The organism is Thalassospiraceae bacterium LMO-SO8 (assembly GCA_031655335.1).
In the GTDB taxonomy this organism is placed as follows: domain Bacteria; phylum Pseudomonadota; class Alphaproteobacteria; order Rhodospirillales; family Casp-alpha2; genus UBA1479.
Map to the genome: position 1 here is coordinate 1,938,950 of CP134226.1, position 25,200 is coordinate 1,964,149.

25 protein-coding genes and 1 tRNA gene are annotated in these 25,200 nt (G+C 65.5%); 11 read left to right on the forward strand and 15 right to left on the reverse strand.

The window, feature by feature from the left end:
• Nucleotides 1-55 precede the first annotated feature (55 nt).
• Nucleotides 56-835, forward strand: coding sequence for a pseudouridine synthase (locus RJ527_09415; protein WND77950.1), 780 nt, complete (start codon nt 56-58; stop codon nt 833-835).
• 16 nt (nt 836-851) lie between these two features.
• A complete protein-coding gene (gene rsmD, locus RJ527_09420; protein ID WND77951.1) occupies nt 852-1,418 on the forward strand; it encodes a 16S rRNA (guanine(966)-N(2))-methyltransferase RsmD in 567 nt (188 codons plus the stop codon).
• Here the strand turns inward: rsmD and RJ527_09425 are convergent.
• The 10 genes from RJ527_09425 to RJ527_09470 form a co-directional block, all read right to left on the reverse strand.
• Nucleotides 1,394-2,152, reverse strand: a complete 759-nt coding sequence (locus RJ527_09425) for a hypothetical protein (protein WND77952.1) — start codon at nt 2,150-2,152, stop codon at nt 1,394-1,396. The two genes, rsmD and RJ527_09425, sit on opposite strands and share 25 nt — an antisense overlap.
• A 36-nt stretch (nt 2,153-2,188) precedes the next feature.
• The gene (gene mutL / locus RJ527_09430) at nt 2,189-4,033 is read right to left on the reverse strand and encodes a DNA mismatch repair endonuclease MutL (GenBank protein WND77953.1); all 1,845 of its coding nucleotides are present in this window, start codon (nt 4,031-4,033) and stop codon (nt 2,189-2,191) included.
• Nucleotides 4,030-5,634, reverse strand: coding sequence for a glucose-6-phosphate isomerase (gene pgi, locus RJ527_09435; GenBank protein WND77954.1), 1,605 nt, complete (start codon nt 5,632-5,634; stop codon nt 4,030-4,032). The genes mutL and pgi overlap by 4 nt, the downstream gene beginning before the upstream one ends.
• A gap of 76 nt (nt 5,635-5,710) precedes the next feature.
• A complete protein-coding gene (locus tag RJ527_09440) occupies nt 5,711-7,042 on the reverse strand; it encodes a pitrilysin family protein (protein WND77955.1) in 1,332 nt (443 codons plus the stop codon).
• Nucleotides 7,039-8,421: a pitrilysin family protein gene (locus tag RJ527_09445; GenBank protein ID WND77956.1), complete on the reverse strand. Its 1,383-nt coding sequence runs from the start codon at nt 8,419-8,421 to the stop codon at nt 7,039-7,041. The genes RJ527_09440 and RJ527_09445 overlap by 4 nt, the downstream gene beginning before the upstream one ends.
• A 189-nt stretch (nt 8,422-8,610) precedes the next feature.
• Nucleotides 8,611-9,177, reverse strand: coding sequence for a DUF3035 domain-containing protein (locus RJ527_09450; protein ID WND77957.1), 567 nt, complete (start codon nt 9,175-9,177; stop codon nt 8,611-8,613).
• An 88-nt stretch (nt 9,178-9,265) separates the two neighbouring features.
• Complete coding sequence (gene lspA / locus RJ527_09455) at nt 9,266-9,754, reverse strand: signal peptidase II (GenBank protein ID WND77958.1); 489 nt, start codon at nt 9,752-9,754, stop codon at nt 9,266-9,268.
• A gap of 11 nt (nt 9,755-9,765) precedes the next feature.
• The gene (gene ileS, locus RJ527_09460; protein ID WND77959.1) at nt 9,766-12,666 is read right to left on the reverse strand and encodes an isoleucine--tRNA ligase; all 2,901 of its coding nucleotides are present in this window, start codon (nt 12,664-12,666) and stop codon (nt 9,766-9,768) included.
• The gene (locus RJ527_09465) at nt 12,663-13,652 is read right to left on the reverse strand and encodes a bifunctional riboflavin kinase/FAD synthetase (protein ID WND77960.1); all 990 of its coding nucleotides are present in this window, start codon (nt 13,650-13,652) and stop codon (nt 12,663-12,665) included. The genes ileS and RJ527_09465 overlap by 4 nt, the downstream gene beginning before the upstream one ends.
• Nucleotides 13,653-13,683: 31 nt before the next feature.
• Nucleotides 13,684-14,139 (reverse strand): MaoC family dehydratase, encoded by a 456-nt coding sequence (locus RJ527_09470; GenBank protein ID WND77961.1) that lies wholly within the window; start codon nt 14,137-14,139, stop codon nt 13,684-13,686.
• Nucleotides 14,140-14,300: 161 nt separating this feature from the next.
• Between RJ527_09470 and RJ527_09475 the strand changes: the two genes are divergently transcribed.
• The gene (locus RJ527_09475) at nt 14,301-15,329 is read left to right on the forward strand and encodes a M23 family metallopeptidase (GenBank protein ID WND77962.1); all 1,029 of its coding nucleotides are present in this window, start codon (nt 14,301-14,303) and stop codon (nt 15,327-15,329) included.
• A 41-nt stretch (nt 15,330-15,370) separates the two neighbouring features.
• Here the strand turns inward: RJ527_09475 and RJ527_09480 are convergent, their stop codons facing one another.
• The gene (locus RJ527_09480) at nt 15,371-15,811 is read right to left on the reverse strand and encodes a hypothetical protein (GenBank protein ID WND77963.1); all 441 of its coding nucleotides are present in this window, start codon (nt 15,809-15,811) and stop codon (nt 15,371-15,373) included.
• 156 nt (nt 15,812-15,967) lie between these two features.
• Here RJ527_09480 and RJ527_09485 point away from each other — a divergent pair, with 156 nt between their 5' ends.
• From RJ527_09485 to RJ527_09500, 4 genes are all read left to right on the forward strand, one after another.
• On the forward strand, nt 15,968-17,044 hold the full coding sequence (locus tag RJ527_09485) for a tartrate dehydrogenase (protein ID WND77964.1): 1,077 nt from the start codon (nt 15,968-15,970) through the stop codon (nt 17,042-17,044).
• Entirely contained in the window at nt 17,037-17,303 is a 267-nt protein-coding gene (locus RJ527_09490) for a 2Fe-2S iron-sulfur cluster-binding protein (protein WND77965.1), read from the forward strand. The genes RJ527_09485 and RJ527_09490 overlap by 8 nt, the downstream gene beginning before the upstream one ends.
• Before the next feature lie 78 nt (nt 17,304-17,381).
• Nucleotides 17,382-17,597 carry a DUF3126 family protein gene (locus tag RJ527_09495; GenBank protein WND77966.1) on the forward strand — a complete coding sequence of 72 codons (216 nt, stop codon included), beginning with the start codon at nt 17,382-17,384 and terminating at the stop codon, nt 17,595-17,597.
• A 107-nt stretch (nt 17,598-17,704) separates the two neighbouring features.
• Nucleotides 17,705-18,028 carry a hypothetical protein gene (locus RJ527_09500; protein WND77967.1) on the forward strand — a complete coding sequence of 108 codons (324 nt, stop codon included), beginning with the start codon at nt 17,705-17,707 and terminating at the stop codon, nt 18,026-18,028.
• Nucleotides 18,029-18,034: 6 nt separating this feature from the next.
• On the opposite strand, the gene RJ527_09505 is transcribed toward RJ527_09500, so the two are convergent.
• Nucleotides 18,035-18,508: an Lrp/AsnC family transcriptional regulator gene (locus tag RJ527_09505; protein ID WND77968.1), complete on the reverse strand. Its 474-nt coding sequence runs from the start codon at nt 18,506-18,508 to the stop codon at nt 18,035-18,037.
• Between the two features lie 145 nt (nt 18,509-18,653).
• Here RJ527_09505 and RJ527_09510 point away from each other — a divergent pair, with 145 nt between their 5' ends.
• A complete protein-coding gene (locus RJ527_09510) occupies nt 18,654-21,020 on the forward strand; it encodes a transketolase (GenBank protein ID WND77969.1) in 2,367 nt (788 codons plus the stop codon).
• 12 nt (nt 21,021-21,032) lie between these two features.
• Here RJ527_09510 and RJ527_09515 read toward each other — a convergent pair whose 3' ends face one another.
• From RJ527_09515 to RJ527_09525, 3 genes are all read right to left on the reverse strand, one after another.
• A complete protein-coding gene (locus tag RJ527_09515; protein WND77970.1) occupies nt 21,033-21,965 on the reverse strand; it encodes a pentapeptide repeat-containing protein in 933 nt (310 codons plus the stop codon).
• Nucleotides 21,966-22,120: 155 nt separating this feature from the next.
• Nucleotides 22,121-22,207 (reverse strand) — tRNA-Leu (locus RJ527_09520).
• A 119-nt stretch (nt 22,208-22,326) separates the two neighbouring features.
• Nucleotides 22,327-23,307 (reverse strand): TauD/TfdA family dioxygenase, encoded by a 981-nt coding sequence (locus tag RJ527_09525; GenBank protein ID WND77971.1) that lies wholly within the window; start codon nt 23,305-23,307, stop codon nt 22,327-22,329.
• A gap of 154 nt (nt 23,308-23,461) precedes the next feature.
• Here RJ527_09525 and RJ527_09530 point away from each other — a divergent pair, with 154 nt between their 5' ends.
• From RJ527_09530 to RJ527_09540, 3 genes are read left to right on the forward strand one after another with little or no spacing between them, the layout of a single operon-like run.
• On the forward strand, nt 23,462-24,043 hold the full coding sequence (locus RJ527_09530) for a YqaA family protein (GenBank protein ID WND77972.1): 582 nt from the start codon (nt 23,462-23,464) through the stop codon (nt 24,041-24,043).
• A 9-nt stretch (nt 24,044-24,052) separates the two neighbouring features.
• Entirely contained in the window at nt 24,053-24,553 is a 501-nt protein-coding gene (locus RJ527_09535) for a disulfide bond formation protein B (protein WND77973.1), read from the forward strand.
• A 29-nt stretch (nt 24,554-24,582) separates the two neighbouring features.
• Complete coding sequence (locus RJ527_09540; GenBank protein WND77974.1) at nt 24,583-25,170, forward strand: demethoxyubiquinone hydroxylase family protein; 588 nt, start codon at nt 24,583-24,585, stop codon at nt 25,168-25,170.
• Nucleotides 25,171-25,200: the final 30 nt, after the last annotated feature.

Below are 25,200 nucleotides of genomic sequence, written 5' to 3' on the forward strand. Positions count from 1 at the left end.
GGCCTCCCGTCGTCAATGCTTGCCGCCGCCGCCGTCCGCCCCTAATGTCCCCGCCATGGCCGAAAAACCCAAGACCGCGAAGACCGCAGACGCCCCCGAACGCATCGCCAAGGTGATCGCCCGCGCGGGCCTGTGCTCGCGCCGCGAGGCCGAACGCTGGATCGAGGAAGGCCGCGTCATCCTCGACGGCAAGAAACTTCTGACTCCGGCCCAGACGGTGACGGAATCCAGCCTCATCCTGGTCGACGGCAAGCCCCTGCCGGGCAAGGCGCCGCCCAAGCTGTGGCGCTATCACAAGCCGGTCGGTCTGGTCACCACCCACAAGGACCCGGAAGGCCGGCCGACGGTGTTCGACCGCCTGCCCAAGGACCTGCCCCGGGTGGTTTCCGTGGGCCGTCTCGACCTCAATTCCGAAGGGCTGTTGCTGCTGACCAACGACGGCGGCCTGGCGCGGCGCCTGGAACTGCCGTCCAACGGCTGGAACCGGCGCTACCGGGTGCGCGTGCACGGCGCGGTGAAGCCCGAGGATCTGGCCAAACTGGCCCGTGGGGTGACCGTATCCGGCGTGCGCTATGGCCCGATCAAGGCCGAGATCGACCAGATGGAGCCCGGCGACAAGGTGCGCAAGGGCTTCGCTAACCACTGGCTGACCATCAGCCTGTCCGAAGGCAAGAACCGCGAGGTCCGCAAGGTGATGGAACATCTGGGGCTGACCGTGAACCGCCTGATCCGCACGGCCTACGGCCCGTTCCAGCTGGGCAATCTGGCGCGCGGCGACGTTTACGAAATCAAGGGCAAGACCCTGAAGGAACAGCTGGGCAAGGTTCTATCCTGATGCGGGGTGTGGCCTGATGCGCATCGTCGCCGGCCGGTTCCGCGGCAAGAAGCTGGCCGCCCCCGAGGGCCGGGATCTGCGCCCGACCTCGGACCGGGCCCGTGAATCGATCTTCAATATTCTGGCTCACGGCAAGGCGGCCGTGGATTTGGACGGCATCACCGTCGCCGACATGTTCTGCGGCACGGGGGCGCTGGGGCTCGAGGCGATGTCGCGGGGGGCCGCCTTCGGCATCTTCGCCGACCGCAATCCGGTCCACCTCAAGATCGCCAAGGACAACGCGGCGGCCATGGGCCTGTGGCGGGAATGTCTGATGCTGGGGCTCGACTGCACCCATCTGGCGGTGCCGCCGCGCGCCGCCAAGACGCCGGCCGGGCTGGTGTTCCTCGATCCGCCCTACGGTCAGGGCATGGCCGATCCGGCTTTGCGCGGCCTGTTGAACAAGAACTGGCTGACCCCCGACGCCACCGTGGTGGTCGAGGTCGGGGCCGAGGAAAGCCTGGCCGGGACGCGCGGGTTCGAGACGCTGGACGAACGCATCTACGGCGCGGCCAAGGTCTATTTCCTGAAAAGATTGGAATAGCCCGCGATCCGCAGGCGCAGGTCCCGGCCGCGCTCCACCTCCGGCGCCGGCGCCAGGTTCCAGATCCAGCGTTCCTCCGGTTCCGGCAGCTTGATGTCGGCGAGTGCGGGCTCCGTCTCGTCCACCTCGCCATCCGCGACAAATTCCCGCACGGTTTCCGTGATCAGGCAGACCCGGCCCGGCAGGGCCTGCAGGGCGCGCAGGTGCTGGCGCTGGATTTCGGCGGCGAAGGCCTTGGCCTGTTTTTCGGGCACGTGCCGGGCCGGGATCAGCGGCAGCTGGCTCATCAGGTTCAGGGATACGACCAGGTCCGCATCGGCTTCGGGGATGTCCGGCAACGGCGGCTCCGTCGACATCTCGCCTTGGGCCAAGTCATCAACCAGACCAGTCAGATCGGCCTCGGCCAGATAGACGTTGGGATACTGCGCGGTCCAGGCCTGCACGGCGGGGGGATGGAAGATGTCGACCAGCACGACCTCGGCGAAGTCGTCGGCGAGATCACAGAGCGGCACGTCCAGAAGCCCGCCCGACCCCAAAATCACCACCTTGTTCTGCCCGGGGCAGTTGGCCGCCGACCACAACACGAAGCGGCGGGAGCGCTCCAGGTGCTCCTTCCAGGCATGGTGCAGACGCCGGTGGCGGGCGGCGATGGCGATCTGTTCCTTCAGATAGCCGAGCCGCTTCACCGGCTCCGGCGCCGGGGTCGTCCGGTGGATGAGCCATTCACGCAGCATGGGCCTGAACGTTCGGTTGCGGAAAACAGGACGATCTTAGCGTCGGCCGAACAGTTTTTCGATATCCGCCAGCTTCAGTTCCACATAGGTCGGGCGGCCGTGGCTGCACTGCCCGGAATGGGGCGTCGCCTCCATTTCCCGCAGCAGGCGGTTCATCTCGTCCGCATTGAGCCGCCGACCGGCGCGGATCGAACCGTGGCAGGCCATGGTCGCGCAGACATCGCCGATGCGCTCGGCCAGGGCGATGGTCTCGCCGTATTCCGCGAGATCGTCGGCCAGGTCGCGGATCACGCCCTGGATGTCCATGTCTCCTAGTAGGGCCGGTGTCTCGCGCACCACCACGGCGCCGGGGCCGAAACCTTCGATCACCAAGCCCATCTCCGCCAGTTCGTCGGCGCGGGAAAGCAGGCGGTCGACCGCCGGCTCCTCCATCTCCACGACCTCGGGGATCAGCAGCATCTGGCGGTTGACGCCGCCGGACGCCAGGGCGGCCTTGATCTTTTCCTGGGTCAGGCGTTCGTGCGCCGCGTGCTGGTCGACGATGACCAGGCCGTCCGCCGTCTGGGCGATCACGTAGGTGGCATGAACCTGGGCCCGCGCCACGCCCAGGGGGTAGTCCGCCGCTGGCTGTTCCGCCATAGCACCGCCGTCCGGGGCCATCGTCATCGGTGCGCTGGGCGTGCGGTCGAGATCGGGTAGGGGGGCGTAGAAATCCGACAGGCCGCCTGGCCGCGCGGCGGGCGCATAGGCCCCGCCATAACCGCCGCCGCTTCGCCCCAGGGGCAGGGCGCCGCCGGGGTTTTCGCTGGGCCGGAAGGCGCCGAGGGCGGCCCCGGCCACGGTGGTCGAGGCCCGATGCCCGGCTTCGGCGAGCGCATGCTTCAGGGCGCTGACGATCAGTCCGCGCACCACCCCGGCGTCACGGAACCGGACCTCGGTCTTGGCCGGGTGGACGTTGACGTCGACCTCGGCTGGTGGGACTTCGAGAAACAGGGCCAGCAGGGGATGGCGGTCGGACGCCAGGAATTCGCGGTAGGCACCGCGCACCGCGCCCAGCAGAAGGCGGTCGCGCACGGGCCGGCCGTTGACGAACAGGAACTGCATGGCCGTGTTGCCGCGGTTCAGGGTCGGCACCCCGGCATGGCCGGAAAGGCGGATGCCTTCGCGGATGGCGTCGATGGTCATGGCGTTATCGGCGAAGGGGCGGCCCATGATGCCGGCCAGGCGTTCCAACCGCGCCGTGGCCGCATCGTCGCCCAGGCGCGGCGTGACCGCGTTCAGCTTGATCAGGTCGCGGCTGCCGTCGGACAGGGTGAAGGCGATTTCCGGATGAGCCATGGCCAGGCGGTTCAGGGTTTCGACCACATGGTTCTGTTCCGTGCGCGCGGCCTTGAGGAATTTGAGCCGCGCCGGCGTGGCGTAGAACAGGTCGCGCACGTCGACCCGCGTGCCATGGGGATGGGCGGCGGGCTGGGACTTGGCGGGGCTGCCGCCTTCGACCGTGACGGCCCAGGCCTGGGCGGCCCCTTGCGGGCGCGAGGTGATGGTCATGCGTGCCACGGCGGCCATGGAGGGCAGGGCCTCGCCCCGGAAACCCAGGGTGGACACGGCCATCAGGTCGTCGTCCGGCAGCTTCGATGTGGCGTGGCGTTCCAACGCCAATTCGATTTCGTCGGGCGTCATGCCGCAGCCGTCGTCGGTCACGGTGATCGCCGTCTGCCCGCCGTCGCGGATCACGACCTCGATGCGCCGGGCGCCCGCGTCGATGGCGTTCTCGACCAATTCCTTCACGGCCGAGGCCGGGCGTTCGACCACCTCGCCGGCGGCGATGCGGTTGACCACGGTTTCCGGCAGGCGGCGGATCACGGGGGCAGGGATCATGGCCCGTCTCCGCCATCGCGCACGCGGCGGATGCGGGCGAGCAGGCCGCGGGTCGAGGCGTCGAGGTCCGGCGGCTCGGTGCCCTCCGTCAGCGCGCGGGTCAACGGCCCGGCCAGTTCCTTGCCCAGCTCGACCCCGAACTGGTCAAAGGAATTGACGTTCCAGATGACGCCCTGAACGAACACCTTGTGCTCGTACAGCGCCAGCAGCATGCCCAGGCGGCGCGGGTCCAGCCGGTCGAGCAGGATCGACGTGGTCGGCCGGTTGCCGGGAAAGACCTTGTAGGGCGGCACGGCGGGATCCGCCTTGCGGCCGCGCGCCAGGGCGGCGGGCTGGGCCAGGAAATTGGCCAGCAGCTTGGCGTGATGATCGCCCGCTGGATGAGCCGGCTCCACGGCGGCGATGAAGTCGGCGGATACTAGGTCCGTTCCCTGATGGAGCAACTGATAGAACGCATGCTGGCCGTTGGTGCCGGCCTGGCCGAACACCACGGGGGCGGTCGGCTGGGCGACCGGGTTGCCGTCGCGGTCGACGGCCTTGCCGTTGCTTTCCATTTCCAACTGCTGCAGGTAGTCGGACAGGCCGTCCAGCAACTGGTCATAAGGCAGCACCGCATGGGCGTCGGCGCCTTCGAAATTGCGGTTCCAGATGCCGGCCAGGGCCAGCAGCACGGGCAGATTTTCGGCGAGCGGCGTTTCCAGGAAATGGCGGTCCATGTCCCGGGCCCCGGCCAGGAAGTCGCGGAACGCGTCCATGCCCGCCGTCAGCGCCAGCGGCAGCCCGATCGCCGACCACACCGAATAGCGCCCGCCGACCCAGTCCCAGAACCCGAACCGGGCGTCGTCGGCGATGCCGAAATCGCGCGCCGCGTCGTCGTTGGTGGTGACGGCGCAGAAATGTTGGGCGACCGCGCCCGACCCCAGGGCGTCGGCCAGCCAGCGCCGGGCCGTCAGGGCGTTGGTCATGGTTTCGGCGGTCGTGAAGGTCTTGGACGACACGATGAACAGGGTGGTTTCCGGATCGCAGGCGGCGAGGGTTTCCGTCAGGTCCGTGGCGTCCACGTTGGACACGAAGCGCGGCGTGATGCCTGGCCGGCGATAGGGGGCCAGGGCCCGGCAGGCCAGGCGCGGCCCCTGGTCCGAGCCGCCGATGCCGATGTTGACGACATCGGTGAAGGCCCTGCCGGTGGCGCCGACGCGCGTGGCGCTTTCGACGCCGGCGACGAACGCCGCCATGTGGTCGAGCACGGCCTGAACGTCGCCGTGGACGGGCGCGCCGCCGACGGCGAAACCGTCCTCGGCGCGGGCGCGCAGCGCCATGTGCAGGGCGGCGCGGTCCTCGGTTGTGTTGATCACCTCGCCCGCCGCCATGGCGTCCCGCCGCGCCGCCACGCCGCGCTCATTGGCCAGGGCGACCAGCAGGGCGAGGGTGTCAGTGGTGAGGCGGTTCTTGGACAGATCCAGGTACAGGCCGTCCAGAACGAATGTCAGGGCATCGGTGCGCTTGCCGTCGCCGAGAAGGTCGCGCAGATGACTGCCCGCCGCCGCCCGGTGGTGGTCGGCGAGCGCCTGCCAAGCCGGCGTTGGGGCGGGGGGCGGCATGGGGGTCTCATATCCTCCGGGGGACGGTTGCGCCGGCGAGAGTACCATCCGTCCCCAGCGCCGCCAACGGCGGGGCTCAGGGCGTCGGTTTGACGCCCTTGGGTTCGCCCACGACGACCACGGTCAGGTCGTCGGGATGCAAGAGTTTCCGGGCAACGCGGCGGATATCGTCGAGGCCGACGGCCTCGATATAGCTGTTGCGCTTGTCCAGGTAATCCATGCCCAACTCTTCCGTCTGCATGCCGACCAGGATGGACGCGATTCGTTCCGTCGCCGTGAAGCGCAGCGGGAACGATCCGGTCAGGTACTGCTTGGCCGCGGTCAGTTCCGCCTCGGTCACGCCGTCCTTGGCCAGCTTGGCCCATTCGTCGCCGACGACCTTGATGGTTTCCGCGACCCGCGCGTTGGCCGTGCCGGCCCCGCCCACATAGACCGCCGAGTGGTCCATGGGGTGCAGGTAGGTATAGACGGAGTAGGCGAGGCCGCGTTTTTCCCGGACCTCCGTATACAGGCGCGAGGTGAAGCCGCCGCCGCCCAGGATATGGTTCATCACATAGGCGGCGTAGAAATCCGGATCCTTGCGCATCAGGCCCCGGTCGGCGAACAGGATGTTGCTCTGCTTCAGGGGCTTTTCGATGACGATGGTGCGGCCCGCGGTCTTGGGGGCCACGTCCGGCACCTGCCAGGGGGCGGCCTTGGCCGGCAGGGTGCCGAAGGTCTTGTCAAGCAGCGGCGCCAGTTCCTTGGCCGTGATGTCGCCGACCACGCCGACCGCCAGGGTGTCCAGGGCAAGCCGCTCCTGCACGAAGGCGCGCAGGTCGTCGGCGGTGATGGCGGCGACGCTGTCCGGGGTGCCGCCGGTCGGGCGGCCGTAGGGATGGTCCGGATAAAGCGCCTTCATCAACGCCTTGCCGGCGATCGCGTCGGCGTCTTCCGATTCATGGCGCAGATTGGCCAGCAGCTGGGCGCGCAGGCGCGACACGGGTTCGGCGTCGAAGCGCGGCTTCGTCATGGCCTGACGCAGCAGATCGAAGGCCAGGTCGCGGTATTCGGTCAGCACCTGGACGCGGGCGCCGAAACTGTCGCGCGCGGCGCTGAAGCGGAGCGTGATGGAATTGTCTTCCAGCGTCTGCTGGAACGCCTTGCTGTCCAGGTCTCCGGCCCCTTCGTCGAGCAGGGTCGAGACCATGTTGGCCAGCCCCTCCTTGCCCTTGGGGTCGAGGGCACTGCCGCCGCGAAACGCCAGGTGCATCGAGATGATGGGGTTGAGGTGATCCTCGACCAGCCAGGCCTCGATCCCGCCGGGGCTGACCACGCGCTCGATCTGGGTCGCCTTGGCCGGCATGGCGTAGAGGACGAAGACGGTCGCCGCCAGGGCCAGGGCGGCGCGGGACAGAAGGCGGCTCATTCCGGCTTCTCCTTATCTTCCACGAGAAAGGCCGTGACCGAGTGTTTCTTGACGAAAACGTATTTGGCGGCGGCCTGGATTTCCTCGGCGGTGACCGCCGTGATGCGGTCGGGCCAGGCTTCGACGTCGGCGACCTTGCGCCCGACGGCAAGCGCCGCCCCCAGGGTCCGCGCCCCGGCGGTAAAGGAATCGCGGGCGAACACGGCGCTGGCGACCAGCCGCTTTTTGGCGCGCGCGACCTCGTCGGCGGTGACGCCGTCCTTGGCGACCCGGTCAAGCTCGGCATCGACGGCCTGCTCGATCTCGGGCAGGGTCACGCCGGGCCGCGGGCTGCCGTAGATGGTGAAGCTGCTGGGGCCCAGGGAATCGGCATCGTAATAGGTGCCGGCCGAGACCGCCTTGCGGTCGTCGATGACCAGCTTGCGGTAAATCCGCGACGTCCCGCCGCCGCCCAGGATTTCGGTCAGGACCTGCAGGGCGTAGGCGTGTTGCGTTTCGCCGTAAAGATAACTGGGGGCCAGGTAGGACCGGCGCCACGACGGCTGGCGCACCTGGGTATGCTGCATGGCGACGATGCGCGCGGCCTCCTGCGGCGGTTCGGCCGGGCGCGCGCGGGCGATCGGCGCGGCGGCGGGAACGGCGCCGTAATATTTTTCCGCCAGCGGCTTCAGTTCCTTGGCCGTGATGTCGCCGGCGACCACCAGGATCGCGTTGTTGGGCGCGTACCAGCGCTTGTAGAAATCGATGATGTTCTGGCGGGTCATGGCGACGATTTCGTGGTCGTAGCCGATGATCGGCCGCCGGTAGGGATAGTTGCGGTACAGCGCCTCGGATACGTGCTCGCTCAGGATCGCCGCCGGGTTGTTGTCCGTGCGCGACCGGCGTTCCTCGCGGACGACCTGGCGTTCCGGTTCGATGATTGCGTCGGTCAGGGTCAGGTTGGTCATGCGGTCGGCCTCCATCTCCATGACCATCTCCAGGTGTTCGCGGGCGATGGTCTGGTGATAGGCCGTGTAATCGTAGGAAGTGAAGGCGTTTTCCTGCCCGCCGTGGCGCGCGACCAGTTTGGAGAACTCACCCGGCTTGCGCGTCTTGGTGCCCTTGAACATCAGGTGTTCAAGGAAATGCGCGATCCCCGAATAGCCCGATTTTTCGTCGGCGGAGCCGACCTTGTACCACACCATATGAGTGACTACGGGCGCGCGGTGGTTGCTGACGACGACCACCTGCATGCCGTTCTTCAGGGTGAAGGTTTCCGGGCTGAACACCTTGGCCAGGGCCGGCGTGGCGCCCAATGTCAGGGCGGCGGCCAGCAGGGCCAGGGCGGCGATCAGCGGGCTGAGGTGCCGGCCGGACCGATGGCGGGGGGTGGGGGGCATGAACATGTCGGGATCAGGGCCTGTTGCGGGTTGCGGTCAGTGGCGGGATGCGGAGCGGCGTGCCCCCGAAAGATGGGGATGAACGGCGCCCGCGGCAACGGCGGACGCTTCTGGGTATAGGCTTTGGGAAGATTGTCGTCGAGATCGCGGCGATTTCAAGGCGGCCAGGCGCTTTTTGCGGACTTCCGGCTAGAATCCGAGAATACCCTTCTTGCGGGTCTCGCGCTTGATCTCGGGCGTCTTGCCTTCGTTGACCGGCTTGCCCAGGGCCTGGGTTTCCAGCAGGCGGCGCTGTTCGGCCGCCGGATCGACCACGGTGCCCGAATATTTCGGATCGTCGACCCAGAAGATCAGCTTGTCGATCAGGCGGCGGTCCTCTTCGGACAGCGCGAGCGTTTCCTGGTCGATGATCGTGCGGATGGCGGGATCGGCATCGGCGGTGCCCATCTTGTCCATCAGCACGGTCAGGCCCGGCGTGGTTTCGGCAAGCGGCTGCGCCTGCACCGGGCGGCGCAGCATGGCGGCGCGGGCCTGGTCGCGCGGGCTGTAGGTTTCAAGCTGCTCACGCCCCGGCTCGGGCGGACGCAGCGCATAATCGGGCGGCAGCGACAGCGGCGGGCGCTTGTAGACGGCGAATTCGTCGGGGGCCTTCTTGCCGCCGGAAATCGCGCGCTTCACGGAATCGCAGGCACCCAGGCTGAACGCCATCATCAGCACCAGAAAAATACCCGTCGTTCGTGCCGTTTGCCGTTTCATGCCCGCCGTTTCATGCTCAACAGGTTGCGCCCTGGGGTGATTTTCGCGGAACGGGGTCCCGTTCCGGCCCCCGCCGAGGCCAGCCAATCTACGATGATTTATCCCGGTGAAACAAGGAATCAAGGATCAGAAGCACCGCGCCCACGGTTATGGCGCTGTCGGCGACGTTGAAAGCGGGCCAATGGGCGTCGCCCACGTGCAGGTCGACGAAGTCGACGACGGCGCCATGGATCAGCCGGTCGATGACGTTGCCGAGCGCGCCGCCCAGAATCAGCCCGATTCCCCAGCCGACGATGCGCTCCGGCCCACGGAACAGCCAGACCGCGAGAATGGCGGAAACGCCGACCGCCACGGCGGCCAAAATCCAGGGGCCGTAATCCGATTGCGTGTTGAACAGGCCGAAGCTGACGCCCCGGTTCCACACCAGGACCAGATTGGCGAAGGGCGTGAGTTCAATGACCCGGGGCGGGTTCATGATGTCGGTCAGCACCCACCACTTGGTGATCTGGTCGAGGACGATGACCAGCAAGGCGAGCCCCAGACCCTGGATGCGCAGCGATGTCCGGGGATCAGCCAACAAGCGGGGCCTTATTCGGCGGCCAGGGACGAATGACGCACGGCGTCGGCGCAGCGCGTGCAGACCGTCGGATGGTCCGCGTCCGCGCCCACGTCGTCCAGCACCTTCCAGCAACGTTCGCACTTTGCCCCCGTGGCCAGCACCGGCACGACGGCGACGCCGGGGGCTTCCGGCATGGTGAAGGCACCCTCGGGCGCCGGGGCGGTCGTGATCTCACCCGACGAGGTGATGAAGGTCTGCGCCAGGTCGAGGCCGTTGAGGGCCGCCGCCTGTTCCGCCGTGACATGCACGGTGACATGGGCTTGCAGGGATGAACCGATGCGCTTTTCCGCGCGTTCCAGTTCCAGCGCGCCGGTGACGGCGCGACGGACCTGGCGCACGGTGCGCCATTTGGCCTCCAGGGCTTCATCGTTCCAGCTGTCGGGAATTTCCGGGAACTGCCGGCGGTGGACGCTGTCGGCGGCGTCGGGCTGGGCGAGGCGCGCCTGCCAGGCTTCTTCCGCCGTGAAGCACAGGAACGGGGCCAGCCAGGCGGTCAGGCAGTTGAACAGTTCGTCCAGCACGGTGCGCGCGGCGCGGCGTTCGATGGAATCGGCGCGGTCGCAGTACAGCGTGTCCTTGCGGATGTCGAAATAGAAGGCCGACAGGTCGACGGCGCAGAAATTGTGCAGTTCCGTGAACACGCCGTGAAATTCGAAGCTGTCGCACGCACTGCGCAGCATCTTGTCGAGTCGCCACAGGCGGGTCAGCACCCAGCGTTCCAGTTCCGGCATCTCGGCCATGTCCAGGCGTTCGGCGGCGCTGAAGCCGTCCAGGTTGCCCAACAGGTAGCGCAACGTGTTGCGCAGGCGGCGGTAGATGTCGGCGTGGAACTTGACGATTTCCGGCCCGATGCGCAGGTCCTCGGAATAGTTCGATCCGACCACCCAGAGACGCAGGATATCGGCGCCGTGCTGGTTGCACACATCCTGGGGGGCGGTGATGTTGCCCAGGGACTTCGACATCTTCTGGCCGTCCTCGGCCATGACGAAGCCGTGGGTCAGCACCGCGTCATAGGGGGCGCGGCCCCGGGTGCCGCAGGATTCCAGCAGCGACGAATGGAACCAGCCGCGGTGCTGGTCCGTGCCTTCCAGGTAAAGGGCGGCGGGCCAGGTCAGGTCGTCGCGCTGTTCCAGGACGAACGAATGGGTCGATCCGGAATCGAACCACACGTCGAGAATGTCCATCACCCGGTCGTAGTCGTCGGCGCTGTAGTCGTTGCCGAGGAAGCGCGCCGGCTCGGACGCGAACCAGGCGTCGGCGCCTTCGGCCTCGACCGCCGCGACGATGCGGGCGTTGACCGCCGGATCGTTGAGAAGCTCGCCCGTTTCCTTGTGCACGAACACGGTGATCGGCACGCCCCAGGCGCGCTGGCGGGAAATCACCCAGTCGGGGCGGTTCTGGATCATGGCGTGCAGGCGGGCCTGTCCGCCGCCGGGCACGAACTGCGTCTGGCCGATGGCGCCCAGCGCGACGTCGCGCAGGCTGGCCTGGCCGGCGCCGTTCGGCACGGCGAAATCCCGGTCCATGGCGATGAACCACTGCGGCGTGTTGCGGAAGATGACCGGCTTCTTGGATCGCCAGGAATGGGGGTACTGATGCTTCAGTCGTCCGCGCGCGATCAGCCGGTTGGCGTCGACCAGGGCCTTGATGACGCGGTCGTTGGCGTCGCCCTTCTTGCCGGTCTCGGTAATCACCTGGCCGCCCTCGAACCCGGGGGCCTCGGCCGTGAAGCGGCCGTCGGCGTCGACCGTATAGGGGATGTGCGAATCGATGCCGCGCTCGGCCAGGAATTTGCCCGACCCGGTCCAGGCCTCGAAATCCTCGCGCCCGTGGCCGGGGGCGGTATGGACGAAGCCGGTGCCGGTTTCTTCCGTGACATGGTCGCCGTCCAGCAGCGGCACGTCGAACTCGTAACCCATGCCGCGCAGGGGATGGGCGCAGGTCAGGTCGGCCAGAACATCGGCGGCGACATCGCCGCGCCGCTCGAACCCTTCGACCCGGGCGGCCTTGAACACATCGGCGGCCAGCGCGTCGGCCAGCACCAGCTTGTCGCCGGGCTTGGCCCAGTTGTCGTCCGCCGCCTGGGTGACTTCGTACAGGCCGTAGGAAATGCGCCTGGAAAAACAGATCGCCCGGTTGCCGGGGATGGTCCAGGGGGTCGTCGTCCAGATCACCACGGACGTGTCAGCGAGCCCGGCATCGCCCGCGACCACCGGGAACTTGACCCAGATGGTGTCCGATTCATGATCGTGGTATTCGACCTCGGCCTCGGCCAGGGCGGTTTTTTCGACCACCGACCACATCACCGGCTTGGAACCGCGATAGAGCAATCCGTTGTCGAGGAACTTCAGCAGCTCGCGCACGATCTGCGCCTCGGCCGGGAAGCTCATGGTGGTGTAGGGATTGGCCCAGTCGCCGATAACCCCCAGGCGCTTGAACTCGTCGCGCTGCACGCCGATCCAGTGCTGCGCGAAATCGCGGCATTCCTGGCGGAATTCGACGACCGGCACCTGGTCCTTGTCCTTGCCCTGGGCGCGGTACTGTTCCTCGATCTTCCATTCGATGGGCAGGCCGTGACAGTCCCAGCCGGGCACGTAATTGGCGTTCTTGCCCATCATCTGCTGGGCGCGCACGATCACGTCCTTGAGGATCTTGTTGAGCGCATGGCCGATGTGCAGGTTGCCGTTGGCGTAGGGCGGGCCGTCGTGCAGCACGAAGGGCGGGCGGCCCTTGGCGTCCTCGCGCAGAAGCTGGTAGAGGCCGACCTCTTCCCACTTCTGAATGATGTCCGGTTCCTTGGCGGCCAGACCGGCCTTCATGGGAAAGTCGGTCCGGGGCAGGAACACCGTGGCTTTGTAATCGACGGTCATGGCCCTGTTTTCGATAAGATTTGGCGTGCTTGGTCGCTGTCCGCGGCGATTTGTGCCTTTAATTGGTCGATGCCGTCAAACTTCTTTTCCGGGCGCAGGAATTCGACGAGTTGCACGCCGAGCCGCCGGCCGTACAGATCGCCCGTGAAATCGAACAGAAAGACCTCCAGCAGATCGGCCTCGCCGGCGAAGGTCGGGCGCTTTCCGATGTTGGCGACGCCGGCGTATTCCTGTCCTTCGCCGACGCGCACGCGCACGGCGTAAACCCCCCGCGCGGGCCGCAGATAGGTGCCCAGCGCCAGGTTCGCCGTGGGAAAACCGATGGTGCGTCCGCGCTGATGGCCCTGGATGACCCGGCCCTCGATCTCGAACGGGCGGCCCAGGATGCGGGCGGCGGCCTGGGGATCGCCCGCCCGCAGGGCCTCGCGCACGCCGGTCGAGGAATAGGCGGTTTCGGCGCTGTCCCCGCCCGCGAAGGTCTGGGCGCGCACGGCCGTGAAATCGAAACCCAGGCGCTTGCCGAAGCCCAGTAGCATTTCGGCGCTGCCGCCCCGGCCCTTGCCGAACACGAAATCGTAGCCGCAGACGACGTGCCGGGCGCCGATGCCGCCGACCAGCACGGTTTCGATGAAGTCCTCGGCCGTCAGCGACGAAAACGCCTTGTTGAACTGCTGCACGAAGATGGTGTCGACGCCGAGCCCGAAGATCAGCCGCGCCTTGGCGTGGAACGGGGTCAGGCGGAAGGGCGGGGTGCCGGGGGCAAAGAAGGCGCGGGGGTGCGGTTCGAACGTCAGCACCCCCCAGGGCCGTGCCGTGGCATGGGCGATGGCCCCGGCCTCGCCGATCACGGCGCGATGGCCCAGGTGCACGCCGTCGAAATTGCCGATGGCGACCACGGCGCCCCGGGCGTCGCCGGGGATGTTCTGGTAATGGCGAAAAATACGCATCGTGCCGGTGAAGGTGCCCGCCGGTGCCGGCCTGGTCAACCCCGGCCTGTTGCCCCGTTTTGAGGCCGGATTATTTGCTGCGCGACGGGACCATGATGGTGGCCTCGCCGTCCAACACGACCTTGTCGCCGACCAGGCACTGGGTCTGGATCTTGACGAATTTCTTGTCCTCGATCTTTTCCAGGATCGTCGCCCGCGCGATGACCGTGTCGCCGGCCTTGACCGGGCCCTTGAACTTCAGGGTCTGGCCGACGTAGATGCAACCCGGCCCCGGCATCTTGGTGCCGATCACGGTGGAGATGTAGCTGGCGGTCAGAAGCCCGTGGGCGATGCAGCCCTCGAACATGGTTTCCGACGCGAATTCATGGTTCAGGTGCACCGGATTGGTGTCACCGGACACGCCCGCGAAGATCAGGATGTCGGATTCGGAAATGGTCCGGGAATATTCGTCGCTCTGCCCGACCTCCAGGTCTTCGAAATAGAAACCGTGGAGTCTGTCGAGGGCGGTGACGGTATGGGTATCCATGATTTACGCGCTCCAATACACCTTTGGATTGGGGTTTTTTGGCGCCGAACGGGATTCCGCAGCGCAGCGTTCATATATTGCGCCGCAATATGTGTCCCCGCAAGGGAATGTTTTGCGGGGTGGGGTTGCCCGTGTAGCATGCCCGGGAAAGGGACGGTGCTGTGCGGTTCATTGAAATTCCTCGGTTTTCCGTGATTTTGGCGGCGATTCTGCTGGCGGTGGGGCTTGCTTCCGCCACACCTTTGCGCGCCGCCGACCAGCCGTCCCTGGGCCTGCCCCTGACCTGCGATCCGGGGCGGACCTGCTGGCTGGTCAACCATGTCGACCACGATCCCGGCCCCGGCGTGCGCGATTATGCCTGCGGCGCCCATGGCTACAACGGCCATACGGGCGTCGACATCGCCATCCGCGACTATTCCAAAATGGAGGACGGCGTGCCCGTGGTCGCGGCGGCGACCGGCACGGTGCGGCGCCTGCGCGACGGCATGCTGGACGGCGACGTGTCCCTGGTCGGGCACGACGCGGTGATGTCCCAGGGCTGCGGCAACTCCGTCGTCATCGGCCATGACGGCGGCTGGGAAACCTTCTATTGCCATCTGCGGCGGGGGTCCCTCACCGTGCGGCCGGGGCAGCGGGTGGAAAAGGGCGACAGACTGGGTTCCGTCGGATCTTCCGGTCTGGCCGAATTTCCCCACGTCCACCTGGGCGTGCGCCTGAACGGCAAGATCGTGGACCCCTTCGTCGGGGTCAAGCGCGCATCGAACTGCGGCGCCGGGCCGTCGCCGTTATGGGATTCGCGGACCCTGAGCCAGCTCAAGGGTACGCCGACGGCGCTTTACGATGCCGGCTTCGCGCCGGTCGAGGTCAACCCCATCGCGCTGCGCCGGGGCTTTTACCGCGACACCAAATTGTCGGCCAAGGCGCCGCTGCTGGCGTTCTGGGTCGATGCCTTCTGGGTCGAACAGGGCGACCGCCTGACCCTGACCTTCACCGGACCCAAGGACCGCAAGATCGCGGCCAAGACCTTCACCCTGGACAAGACCCAGGCGCGGCACATGCGTTTCGTCGGCAAGCGCAAGACCGTGGACTGGCATGCGGGCAGTTACCTCGGCGTCGCCGTGCTGGAACGCGCGACCAAGGACGGCGGCAAGGAAACCTTCCGCATCGAACGCCGGTTGGACATCGAATAGAGGCGGGGAACAGGGGGGTGCGGCGGCCTGCCCGGCGCCGGTCAGGTCAAGGACGGCCGGCGCGACACCAGTTTGGGCGTGGCCCGCAAGGCCCGGCGCAGGCCCTTGGCGGCGTCCTGGGTGCGGGTCTGAACCTCGCGCTGGACGCGGGCGGTCGCGGTCTCGGCAGCCTTGGCGGGAACGAAATCCTCTTCCGGGAACAGGGCGGCGGCCTGGACCTTGTCGTCTTCGCGCTCTTCCTCGCGCTTGGCGATCAGGTTCAGGGTCCGCGTCACCAGGGGATGGCGGTCCGGGCGCTTGCGCGATTTGCGCATGTGTTCCTTGGCGATCGCCTTCACCATGTTGACGATGGTCTGGTAATGGTGGTTTGTCTCGCACCAGCGGGCATAGGCGGCCACGGTCCACGGGTTGGCCGGCAGGGGGCGTAGCCCCCGGTTCTGGCACCAGTCGACAAAAACAGTCCAGGCAGTGTGGTGGTTCAATCGGGGCATCGGTCCAGGTTCGCCGCCTAAATTTGCACTATTCCCGCGAGGGAACTATACCGTTTCCGCCCAGGCGCGGCTTGACCCGGGCGGAAATTCCACTATTCAAGCCCATAATTGGGAAACATCCGATTAAATTATGGAGAAAATTAGACCATGGGTGAATACCGAATTGCCGCCATCGGCGGGGACGGGATCGGACCGGAGGTCGTCGAGGCCGGTGTCGAGGTCCTGAACGCGGTCGCCGAGAGGGACGGAGGATTCTCGCTCAAGGTCGAAACCTTCCCCTGGGGCGGCGATTATTACCGCAAGCACGGCGTGATGATGCCCGAAGACGGGGTCGAGACGTTGAAGCCCTTCGACGCCATCTACTTCGGCTCCGCCGGCGACCCCAATATCCCCGATCACATCACGCTCTGGGGGCTGCGCCTCAAGATCTGCCAAACGCTCGACCAATACGCCAACGTGCGCCCGTCCAAGCTGCTGCCGGGGATCGACGGGCCGCTGAAGAACGTCAAGCCCGGCGACCTGGACTGGGTCATCGTGCGCGAGAATTCCGAAGGCGAATACGCGGGCGTCGGCGGCCGGGTTCATACGGGCCTGCCCGAGGAAGTCGGCATGGATGTCGCCGTGTTCACCCGCGCGGGCGTCGAGCGCATCCAGCGCTTCGCCATGGACCTGGCCCGGTCCCGGCCGCGCAAGAAGCTGACCCTGGTCACCAAGTCCAACGCCCAGCGCCACGGCATGGTGTTCTGGGACGACGTGTTCGAGGTTGTGCGCAAGGACTACCCCGACGTCGAAACCGACAAGATGCTGGTCGACGCCATGACCACGCGCATGGTGCTGAAGCCGCAGTCGCTGGACACCATCGTCGCCACCAACCTGCATGCCGACGTGCTGTCGGATCTGGCGGCGGCGCTCACGGGCTCGCTCGGCATCGCGCCGACGGCCAACCTGCGGCCCGAACGGGACTTCCCGTCCATGTTCGAGCCGATCCACGGCTCCGCCTTCGACATCATCGGCAAGGGCGTCGCCAACCCCATCGGCTGCTTCTGGTCCGGCGTGATGCTGCTGGAACACCTGGGCGAGGCCGCCGCGGCGAAACGCCTGATGGCGGCGGTCGAGCGGGTCACCGGATCGCGCGAGGCGGTATCGCCCGATCTCGGCGGCTCGGCCACCACCCGCCAGGTCACGGACGCGGTGTTGGCCGCGGTCAGGGGCGCCAATGACTGAGCCATTGACCGTCGAGTTCCGCCGGTCCGGCGTGACCGGCACCTGGGACGGCTCCCACGACAGCATCCTGGACCTGGCCGAAAGCCTGGACCTGGTGCTCGCCTACAGCTGCCGGTCGGGCATCTGCACGACCTGCCAGTGCCGCAAGATCGCGGGCGACATCGCATACAGCGACGACGGCGTCTATCAGCCGGACGCCCCGGACGAGATTTTGATCTGCTGTTCCGTGCCGAAAACGGCGCTGGTGCTGGATATTTGACAAGGTCGGGTATGATCGTGCCCTCAGGCACGCCGTACCCGGCGCCACCGCAATAAAGACAGGGAAGGCCCCACCGCCATGAAATTATCGGAAATCGCCCGCCTGCAGCAGTATCTGCGCGCCGCCTTCGACAACAACCGTTTCACCGTGAAGCCGCCGAAGAAGGAAGGTCATCCGGTCGAGGTCTATCTGGGCGACCATTTCGTCGGCGTCCTGCACCGCGACGAGGACGAGGGCGAGGTGTCCTACTCCCTGCAGATCGCCATCCTGGAAGAAGACCTGCCGCAGGGATGACCGGCGCCCCCGGGCGCCTTCCGATTCTGTGATTTCGCGCATTGGCGGCGGGCCCGCTTCGGCGTAACGTCGGGGCAACGATCCTGAGCCTGTGGGAGGACAGCCAAATGCCAAGTGACGAACGGGACATCGGCCGCGCGCGCATGCAGATGCACGACATTCTGCGCGACATCAACCGCGAGACCATCCACGAGCTTGTGCCCAACGTGTCCGTGGCCGAGTTGACGCCCTATTTCAAATTGGTGGCCAAGGCGCGGGGCATGTACATCAAACGGCTGATCGAATTGGCCCAGGGCGCGAAGGGCTTGCCGTCGGACGAACAGGTGCGTGAACTGAACCTTTTGCGCCGCTCCTACGACGAGCTGATCCACGGCGCCCAGATGATCGAAACCGCGATCGAGCGCGGCTACATCGACGTCGATAAAAAATAACGACGTTTATACCGCCACCGGCAATGCCGTGCGGTAGACCACCTGTTTCAGAGAAAAGCTCGACTTGATGGAGGCGACGCCGGTGACCCGCGTCAGCCTGTCCATCAGGAAGCGCTCGTAGGCGGACAAGTCCGCCGTGACCACGCGCAGCAGGTAATCCGCGTCGCCGGTCATCAGGTAGCATTCCATGACCTCGGGCCAGGAGCGGATGGCCGCCTCGAACTCCTCCAGCGCCTTTTCCACCTGACGTTCCAACGTCACGCTGATGAAGATGGAGACAGGCAGGCCCACGGCCTGCTGATCGACCAGGGTGACGTAGTCGCGGATCACGCCCGCGTCCTCCAACCGCTTGACGCGCCTAAGGCAGGGCGAAGCCGACAGGCCCACGGCCTCGGCCAGGTCGACGTTGCGCATGCGGGCATTGGCCTGGATCGCCTTGAGGATGCGGCGGTCGATGGCGTCGAGGTCGATATCGGGCATTTTTCACCAATCCGAAGCCGAAAACTGCGTATTAATTGCGTAAATATCCCATTCAGCGCCGCAGATCGCAAGGAAATACCGATAATTTTGGCGTAGGATTGCGCAACATCCTGCGATTTCGCGTCATTCCTGCCCGGAGACCCCCATGGCCCCCCTCGACACCCCGAACCACCTGATGATCGAGCCCAATCCGGGCGCCGCCCCCGATGCGGAGACCCTGGCCCGCCTGACCGATCTGCAAAAGCGCATCCTGTGGCTCTCGACCTGGACGATCCACCACGCCAACCACGTCCGGGCCAAGGGCGAGGTCAAGGTCGGCGGCCATCAGGCGTCCTGCGCGTCCTCGGCGGCGCTGATGACGGCGCTGTATTTCCACGCCCTGCGCCCGCAGGACCGGGTCGCCGTGAAACCCCACGCCAGCCCTGTGTTCCACGCCATCCAGTACCTCATGGGCAACCAGACGCGGGCGAAACTTGAGAATTTCCGCGGCCTCGGCGGGGCGCAAAGCTATCCGTCGCGCACCAAGGACACGGACGACGTGGATTTCTCCACCGGCTCCGTCGGCATGGGCCCGGCCATGACCATGTTCGCGTCGCTGACCCAGGATTACACCCGCCGCCATTTCGAATCCGTCCGCGCGCGCGAACCGGGGCGCATGATCGCGCTGGTCGGTGACGCCGAAATGGACGAAGGCAACATGTACGAGGCGATCCTCGAGGGCTGGAAGCATAACCTGCGCAATTGCTGGTGGATCATCGACTACAACCGCCAGAGCCTGGACGGCGTCGTCAACGACAAGCTGTTCCGCCTGATCGACCGCCTGTTCCGCGCCGCCGGCTGGCGCGTGGTCATCATGAAGTACGGCAAGCTGATGCTGAACGCCTTCCAGAAGCCGGGCGGCAAGGCGCTGAAGAAATGGATCAACGACTGCCCCAACGACATGTACGCAGCCCTGACGTTCCAGGGGGGTGCGGCCTGGCGCGACCATCTGACCGCCGACATCGGCAACGAACCGGGCGTGCCGGAACTGCTCGCCTCCCACACGGACGACGAATTGCAGGACCTGATGTCCAACCTGGGCGGCCATTGCCTGGAAACCATCTGCGAGGCCTTCAAGTCGGCCGACGACGACATCCCGACCTGCTTCCTCGCCTATACCATCAAGGGCTGGGGCCTGCCACTGGCCGGTCACAAGGACAACCACGCGGGCATCCTCACGCCGGATCAGCTGAAGGGCTTTCAGAAGGACCTGGGGATCAGCGAGGGCCAGGAGTGGGAACCCTTCGCCGGCATGGAAGACCGCGCCCAGGCGCTCAAGGACTTCATCGCCAAGACCCCCTTCATGGGCCCCGGGTCCAAGGATCGCCGCATGTCGGCCAAACCCGTCGCCGTGCCGGCCAAGCTGGCGGAAACGGGCACGGGCAAGGGCTCGACCCAGGAAGCCTTCGGCAGGATCCTGTTCGAACTGGCGGCCACGGACCAGGACCTGGCCGACCGCATCGTCACCACCTCGCCCGACGTCACCGTCTCGACCAACCTGGGCCCTTGGGTCAACCGCCGCGGCATCTTCGCCATGGAGGAACGGGAAGACACCTTCCGAAAAGTGAACGTGCCGTCCGTGCAGAAATGGGGCGCCAACGACGAAGGCCAGCACCTGGAACTGGGCATCGCCGAAAACAACCTGTTCCTGGCGCTGGCGGCGCTCGGCCTCAGCCACGAATTGCATGGCGAGCGGCTTTTGCCCATCGGCACCCTGTACGATCCGTTCATTCAGCGCGGCCTCGATGCGCTGAACTACGCCTGCTATCAGGACGCGCGGTTCATGGTGGTGGCGACCCCGGCCGGCGTGACGCTCGCCCCCGAAGGCGGCGCCCACCAGTCCGTCGCCACGCCGATGATCGGCATGGGCCAGCCGGGCCTGGCCTATTTCGAACCGGCCTTCGCCGACGAGCTTGAGGCCGTGATGCGCTGGGGCTTCACCCACATGCAGGCCGAGGACGGCGGCTCGATCTACCTGCGGCTCTCGACCCGGCCCCTGGAACAGCCAGCCCGCAAGATGGACAAGGCGTTGGCCGATCAGGTCATCCAGGGCGCCTATTGGCTGAAGAAGCCGGCGTCGAAGGACGCGGGCGCCATCGTCTACACCGGCGCGCTGGCCCCGGAGGCCCTCGCCGCGGCGGAAACGCTCGGCAAGGCCGGCCCCGGCGTGCTCGCCGTGACCTCGCCGGACCGGCTCTATTCCGACTGGCGCAAGAACGGTGCGGACAGCCATGCGGCGAAGCTGCTGGGTGCGGTCAAGCCGGGGGGCAAGCTGGTCACCGTTATCGACGGCCATCCGGCGACGCTATCCTGGCTCGGCGGCGTGCAGGGCCACCGCGTGACGGCGCTGGGTGTCGAGGACTTCGGCCAGTGCGGCACGATCGCCGACCTCTACAGCAAATATGGCCTCGATGCTGATGCTATTGCGAAGGGGTTCGGGGATCATCCGTCGCTAGCAAAAAAAGGCGATTAACCACTGTATTGTCTACGTGAGACAGGAAGCTGCTTCAGGAGAAAACGTATCGTGTAGGAAGCCTGCAACGAATCCTGCCGAATATCCTGCCACGAAACTAACACCTTCTGCTGCCGCGGCACCTGAAAGAGCACTAACAAATGTTAAGAAGGCTTGCTTCCAAATAGGAAGCGACGCAACAACTTGCTCAGAAACGGCGTTGTGATCCCGCACTTTTTTGTTGTCGTCGGAAAGTTCTTCCAGTTTTTTCTCGAGATCCAAAACAGACTCTCTAAGCGAAAGAAATAAGCTTCGTTGCTCTTCATTAAATTGGTTTGGTATAGACAAATCTTTGAGAATCGCACTAGCTGGACCCACAGCGGTCTTGGCCATCCTTATTGAAACGTCCGAAACGCTTTGGTGGTTTGTATCCTCTAAGTCTTCTTGAGTAACAATTGTATCTTCAATGCTTATTTGGTTTCGTTGTTCTTTTGATATCGCTCCCAATCCGAGGGTGCGGACATCTATCTTCGCGCTATTGAAATCTGCGCCAAGAAATTTTGATCCCCTAAAATTAGCGTTTCTTAAGTCGGACGAACCGAATTTTGCGTTTTCCAAATTAGCGTTTGTGAAGATGACGCCAATTAAACTAGCGCCACCAAAGTGGGCTCCGTGCCCGACAGCTCCATCCAAATTTGCGCCATCTAGCTTCGCGTTTTGAAGGTTTGCTCCGGCGAGATTTGCGCCGACCAAGTTTGCCTGAGTAAGGTCGGCGTTATTAAGGTCAGCACCGTGCAAATCTGCCCCTTCAAAGTTAGTGTTGCGGAAATGCCCGGACCGAAGATAACGTGCTGGTAAGGATACGCCAGATAAGTCAGTGTGTTCTGGATTCGTCGACTTTCGCCACTCGTTCCAAACTGCAACGCCATCTTGATCGATAATTTCAGTTTGAATCGTGTCCGCCATCAAATCACCCCAAACGCATTTAAAGTACTGCCTAATCAAATGTACATTTATAGCTATACTTGAGAAATTAGCGGTTAAATTTAATTTTTGAACCTTTAATTTCGCATAATATAAAATTTGACTTTAAATATAGGGTGCTTGTCTAATCGGTAGTTTGGTGCGGGCGGGGAGAATCGAACTCCCACTCCGTTGCCGGAACCAGATTTTGAGTCTGGCGCGTCTACCAGTTCCGCCACGCCCGCTTAAGCCCGTCGGAAGGGGCGACTTTCTAGCACCCCGGGGGGCTTCAGGCAAACGCAGAACGTGGGTCGCCCCCCCTCACCCCGACCCTCTCCCCCACGGGGGAGAGGGAGGCTCCCTCTCAGGCGTTCGCGCGGGCCTCGGCCACCAGCGTCAGCCGCCACATTTCCCGTTCGTACTTGCTGTAATCGAAGCCGGTCCCGGAATGGATGGTCGAGCGGTTGTCCCACACCACGATGTCGCCGGGCCGCCACTGCCATTTCACGGTGAACTCGGGCCCCGTCACGGTCGGCAGCATGTCGCGCCAGATCATGACGCTGTCGTCCTCCACCCCTTCCAGGTCCCATTTGTCCAGGTCGGCCGGGTCGATGTCCTGGCCGATCGGCACGATGGCGCAGGTCGAACTGTTGAGGCCGTAAAGCGACGGCTTGCCCGTCACCGGATGCTTCAGCACCAGGGGCACGCGGTTGGGCGGGTTTTCCTTGCGCTGCTCGGGCGTCAGCACCGGATAGTGCGGCGAGTAGCTGTTGATCTTCTTGTCGTGGTGGGCGAGGGAGCACACGGCCTCGAGGCCGTCGAGCTTCCGCCGTTCCTCGGGCGGCAGGGCGGCATAAGCGCCCTGCATGTCGGCGAACAGGGTCTCCGCACCCTCGGGCGGGGCCTTGCGGCAATGAAAGACCGATCCGACCGGCGGCCGCGCGCGGAAGGTGGAATCCGTATGCCACACCGGCCTGCGGGTTTCCGGGTTGTAGCGGATGTCCGCGTCGCTGGTCAGCTGCGGCACCTGCAGCAGTTGCGCGACCATCTTGCCGTCCTTGTCGCGCACGTTGCCGATGCGCAGGATCGGGAACCCGGCGACGGATTTGTCCTCGCGCGCCGTCTGGATTTTGTCCTCGATCACGCCGAACACCTCGGACCAGCGCACCAGCGCCTCGGGCTCAAGATCGGCCAGGGCGTCCCCGCGCACGCCGAGCAGCCCGCCGTGGTCCAGCCACAGGCCGCGTGCCCAGGCCTGAAAATCCGGGTCGGCGAGGTCGCCCGGTGTGACCTGGTCGATCAAAATGCCGAAATCGCCGTTCAGCGGCTGGGTCGGATGGGTCATCGCTGTCTGCCTTTTGTTAGATGTTTCTGATCGAAGGATACGGGTACCCGTGCCAAAAACAAGACCCGAGAGAGGTGCGGGGCTGGTTGTCTCGACGCGGGCCACCTGATAGAAGCGCCCGACGCTTTCGCTGACGGAACGGGGCCCAACGCCCATGCTGCGCCGCCTTTATGACCGCACCCTGGAACTGGCCGGGCACCGCCACGCCAAGGCCTGGCTCGCCTTCGTCAGTTTTATCGAAAGCTCGGTCTTTCCCATTCCGCCCGACGTGCTGCTGATCCCCATGGTCCTGGCCGACCGGGCCAAGGCCTGGCGCATCGCCCTGATCTGCACCGTCGCCTCGGTCCTGGGTGGGGTGTTGGGGTACGCCATCGGTGCCTTCCTGTTCGACCAGGTCGGCCGCCCCATGCTGGAATTCTACGGCTATACCGCCAAGTTCGATCAGTTCCGCGCGACCTACGCCGACTGGGGCGCCTGGGCCGTGTTCATCGCGGGCGTCACGCCCTTCCCCTACAAGGTCATCACCATCCTGTCGGGCGTGGCGTCCCTGGATATCTGGGTGTTCTGCGTCGCCTCGGTGCTGGCGCGGGGGGTCCGGTTCTATCTGGTGGCGGGGCTGTTGTGGTATTTCGGCGAGCCGATCCGCGCCTTCATCGAGAAGTACCTGGGGCTTTTGTTCACGATCTTTTGCATTCTCCTGGTCGGCGGATTCGTGGTTATCAGGTTCGTGCTGTAGGAGCCCGCCATGCTGTCCATGCTCGACGACCCCAAACTGCAACGCTGGTATCCGGCGGCTCTGTTCGCCATATCGGCAGGGGCCCTCGGCCTGGCCTTGCATGCCCAGTTCGTGTTGGGGCTTGAGCCCTGCAACCTCTGCCTTTACCAGCGCGTCCCCTATGCGGTGATCGGCCTGTTCGCGGGGGCCTGCATGACGCGCCCCAATCCCAAGGCGGGGCGCGCCGTGGTCGGGCTGGCCGCTCTCGGCTTCGCCATCGGGGCGGCGATCGCGGTCTATCATGTCGGGGTGGAACAGCATTGGTGGGCGTCCGCCGTGTGCGGCGGCACGGTCGCCGACGTGGGATCGACCAAGGACCTGATGGCCGGATTGTCGGCGCCGCCGGAAAAATCCTGCGATTCCGTGGACTGGGTCTTCCTTGGCCTCTCCATGGCGACCTATAATGCGGCCTTCTCCGCCGTCATGGCCGGGCTGTGTTTTATCGCTGTCCGCCGCATGAGGGCCGCCTGACAGGGCGTTTAAGGACGCGACAAGGACCCATGGCGACCAAGACCTCTGCCAAGACATCATCGAAGATCGGGGCCAAGCCCCGGCGCATGCCGGGCGACCTGTCCAAGGCCGCGATGGTCGAACGCATGCTGCGGGTCGATCACGCGGGCGAATACGGCGCCGTGCGCATCTACGAAGGTCAGATGGCCGTGCTGGGCAAGGATGCCGGCGGCGGTGCCATCAAGCATATGGCGGAGCAGGAAGAGGTTCACCTCGCCACGTTCAACGACCTGGTGGCCGACCGCCGGGTCCGGCCCACGGCGCTGCTGCCGCTGTGGCATCTCGCCGGCTTCGCGCTGGGCGCCGGCACGGCGCTTCTGGGCGAGAAAGCGGCCCATGCCTGCACCGTCGCCGTGGAAGAGGCCATCGACGAACATTACGCGGCCCAGATCGACCGCCTGGACGGCGAGGGCGAGGACGACCTGCGCGACACCTTCGAAAAATTCCGCCAGGAAGAACTGGAACACCACGACACGGCGCTGGAGCTGGGGGCCGAGGAAACGCCCGGCTACGAGGCCCTGAAGGGCGTCATCAAGCGGGGATCGAAGCTCGCCATCTGGCTGTCCGAGCGCATCTGACCCCGTTCCATAAAAAAAATCCAAGACCGA